We start from the raw sequence: 3833 nt of genomic DNA on the forward strand, positions 1-3833 counted from the left end.
TGTCGTCCTTGCCATTCCCAAACAGCATGTCGTCACCGTCTTCGCCGTCAAGGTAATCATTGCCGTGAAACTCACCGACCAAGTCGGTCTTGATGCCGTCGCCCGACATCACATCTGCGCCGGCCCCGCCGTACAGCACATCGTCTTTGCCCCCGCCTACCAAGTGATCCTTGCCTTCGCCACCATCAAGGTAATCACTGCCATGGAACGTGCCAGCCAGACTGCTCTCAAGGTCGTCACCCAGCATGAGGTCATCACCGGTTCCGCCATACAGCTTATCGTCTTTGCCACCACCTACCAGCTGGTCGTTACCTTCTCCGCCATCAAGGTAGTCGTTGCCATGGTATTGACCAAGTAGCACGACATCGTCCGTGTCATCGCCCCATAGCCAATCGTTACCCAGCCCGCCAAAGACCGCATCATCACTGCCGTTCCCGTACATAAGGTCATTTCCCGCACCACCGTCCAGATAGTCGGAGCCATGCTGTGACGCGTCAGCATATAAAAAACTGTTGTTGACGGTAAGCCCATCGCCATGCATTTCGTCATCGCCCTCGCCGCCATCCAGAACATCAGCGCCTTGCAGGCCATAGAGATAATCTTTGCCTTCCCCTCCGTCGATGAAATCGTTTCCCCAGCTCGCAACCACCAGGTCTTCGCCTGCGCCGGCATCAATGTCGTCGCCGTCCAAAGTCTGGATGTTGACTACGCCAGTAACGAAAGTACTGCCGGTTGCCGTAAGGTAGCTTCCCCAGGTACTGCTCTGCGTCACAATCGTGCGCCCCGCAGGTGGGTTCCAATGATCCGTTGGAGTTGTCCGGTGGGGTACGGATACGTTTTGTCCACTGAAGATGTAGTCGTTGCCAGCACCACCTTTAATAGTGTCCGAGCCAGCTCCGCCGCCGATCAAATCATCTCCGTCGCCACCGTCGATCTGGTCATTACCCGCTCCTCCGGAAAGTGCGTCGTTCCCCCCCAGGCCAGTGATCTTGTCGTTCCCGGCCCCAGCCAGAATCACATCGTTGAAGTCAGCGTCAACCACACCGCCGGTCAGCGTACCGTCTGGCGCCCAGCTTGTAGCGGCCCAGTCGTAATATTCCTCCCCGGTGGGAGTGGTTGCAACTTGGCCATGCTGGTCCCCTTTGTAGACGTGAGCAAACTCGCCGGTATCTTTAAGGTTGATGTTCCAGTTATTGGAGGTCGCCGTTTGGCTCCCTGACGTTGTAGCCAGATAGTCAACACTCAGCACCGCAGCGCCGTCGGCCGTCACATCACCTTGTTGCAGCAATGAAATCTTGAGCTCTGTTTGGCCCTCGGTCAACGTGATGACTGCCCCATCGGCATCGATCACGTTGTCACCCTGCTTGATCTTGAACTTGTCCGCCAGCGCGGAGAAGTGAAGCGTGACGGTATCACCGGCCTTGGCAGCCTTGTTCAAAAAGACGCTATAGGAAGTAGCCGTGCCTTCTGGGATATCCGTCGTGCCCGTCACGGCGGCGGGGTTGAAGCTGGAATCCTGGAAAGGGTTGGTGCCGCCGCCTTCCTTGATGATGAGTTTGAGCGCACTTTCAAGCTTGATGCCGAGATAGCCTTCAGCCTGTGCCTTGGCAAGATCAAAGTTGCTAATGGTGATGGTGTCGACAACATTGCCGAGGCGAGTGATGACGAGTTTCTTTCCGGTAGAAGAATGAGCATCGTCGTAAATCGTCAGTTCGACTTTACTGTCGGAGGCCAGATCGGCAGCCCAAATGTTGCGTTGGCCGTTGGCTTTAGCATCGCCGATGGTTGAGTCGTCTATCTTGACAATACCCAAACCATCTGCATCCAAGACGGTGTCTTTACCGAAGGCACCGGTAAATAGGTAAGTGTCAGTGCCTGTCCCGCCTTTCAGTTTGTCAGTACCTTCACCTCCGTCCAAGATGTCGTCGCCACTACCGCCAAGCAAGGTGTCGACACCATCGCCTCCGCTCAAATTGTCATTGCCTTCATTGCCTTCGATGTAATCGTCACCTGCTTTAGCATTGATGTAATCGTTGCCTGCGCCTCCGTACAGACGATCACCCAGACCAAACGCTGTCGCATCCGACCCGACCAAGCCGTTGTCTTGCGCATCGCCAAACATGACTTGCTGCGCTTCTTGGCCATTTGGGTTACCGACCCCGCTGAACTTAATGCTTTGACCACTGAAAAAGTCGGCATAGGTGTAGTTAGCGTTATTCTTTCCGCGAATTGGGATGTCGTAGCTCTTATCAGCTGAACTCTGCTCGACAAGACCCAACAACATGGCTTGACGGTCAAGCAGGTAGACATCAGTAAAGTTTTGTTGGCCTGCATCCTTTTGCTGTTGAGTTAGCAATTGGTCAGCTTCCCACTGTTGCGCTAGCATGGCGTTGACTTGCTTGAGAGCTGCAAGAGCCGTAGAGTCGTTGGTGCCTATAACTGCAGGACTCAAGACCTTCAGGCTAAGCAAGGCACTGAAGTCTGTTTTGGCCTGAGTGGCTAGACTGCTACCGGGAAGACTGATCTTTAACTTTCCTGCCAACTCAGTAAAAATAGGGCTATCGGCTAGCTGTTTTAAAACTTGATAGTAGGTAACACGACTAGGAGCACTGGCGCTTACGTCGCCCACAGGAATGCCACCTAGACTCGGCGCAATCAGCATACGACGCATTGCGTTAAGTACACCTTCAATCGAAGCAGCGGTCTTGTTACTTCCCGCCTCAAGCAGTAGGTTGAGTGTTCCCGTAGTGAAGGTTGTGTCTAGCTTTGATAGCACGTTACCCAAGGCCAACGCATCCGTCATCTTGAACATGAAGTGATTGCCAACCTGCGTCGCATCCATTTCATTAAAAAGCTCGACGCGGTTACCAGCTTGAGTGAACCATGAATTGTTCGTAGTGAGATTCAGGCCATTTTTTGCAAAATAATTGGTCTGTTCGGTTTCATTGGGAAAGCGCCCTATGCCATAACTCACTCCAATGAGGTTTTGCAGTTCCGTGAAGACAGCCTCGCTACCAGGTGCAAAGCCAGCGCTATTGAAAGTGCTTGTGTGCTGCACATGTGCTTGACTACCGAACAGCCGCGTGAACGCAGAGGCCAGATAGCCGCCCAGACTGTGACCATTGACCTCGATGCCACTGACGAGGTGAGCGGCAGTAATGCGACCAGTCCCAACGTCTGGGTCAGCTTCAATGAAGGTAGGACCGCCGGGCACTGGAAGGGCCAACGTGATTTGGCGGACAGGCTCGCCCGCCACTCCCGTTTCACGAAACCACCAATTGACCATATCCATAAGTTGCAGACGAGCGTTACCAGTGATTGCCAAGTCGGCATCTGTGACGAACAAATCCTGACCTGGCTCGGTTCCTCGCATGGAGACAAAAAGCTTGCCATCAGTCTGCCGCCAAACCGTCGCATCGAACCCGGACCCCACGATATCCCCGCTTTGAATTTGAGCGACTACGCTGAAATTGCTGGCAATATAGTCAGCCAGCGTTGGGGTCATTCGAGGCGAAAGGTTTGTTTGAAGGTCGCCAACAATTTTCAATGGATCAATGTTGTGGACATAGGTGGCATCTGCCAGAAGTGCATTGATGTAGGTGTTATTGATGGTCGTCATTGCTTCATTTCCCCGCTTTTGTGTCGATCTTGAATTCATACTTTTCTGACACAGGCAGATTGCCCGGCCCAGAACAGGTAGATGGGAAAATTGTCATCGGTGTCGTCTCCTGCCCTCCAGAAAGCGCGCTCATCAACTTACCACCCATTGCAACAAGATAGCCATTACTCCCCAATTCTTCTTGTGTCACAACATCGCGAWAACTGACCTTGGT

The 3833-nt window shown here is 53.2% G+C and carries 2 protein-coding genes; both read right to left on the reverse strand.

What is annotated here, in order from left to right; genetic code table 11:
* On the reverse strand, positions 1 to 3658 hold a 3658-nt coding region (locus AC1D0P_RS23060), incomplete at its 3' end, for a calcium-binding protein (RefSeq protein WP_477678875.1).
* The coding region (locus tag AC1D0P_RS23065) for a hypothetical protein (RefSeq protein ID WP_477678876.1) at positions 3624 to 3833 on the reverse strand (210 nt) is incomplete at its 5' end. The genes AC1D0P_RS23060 and AC1D0P_RS23065, both read right to left, overlap by 35 nt.

The sequence above is a fragment of the Polaromonas sp. P1_G2 genome, from assembly GCF_056405515.1.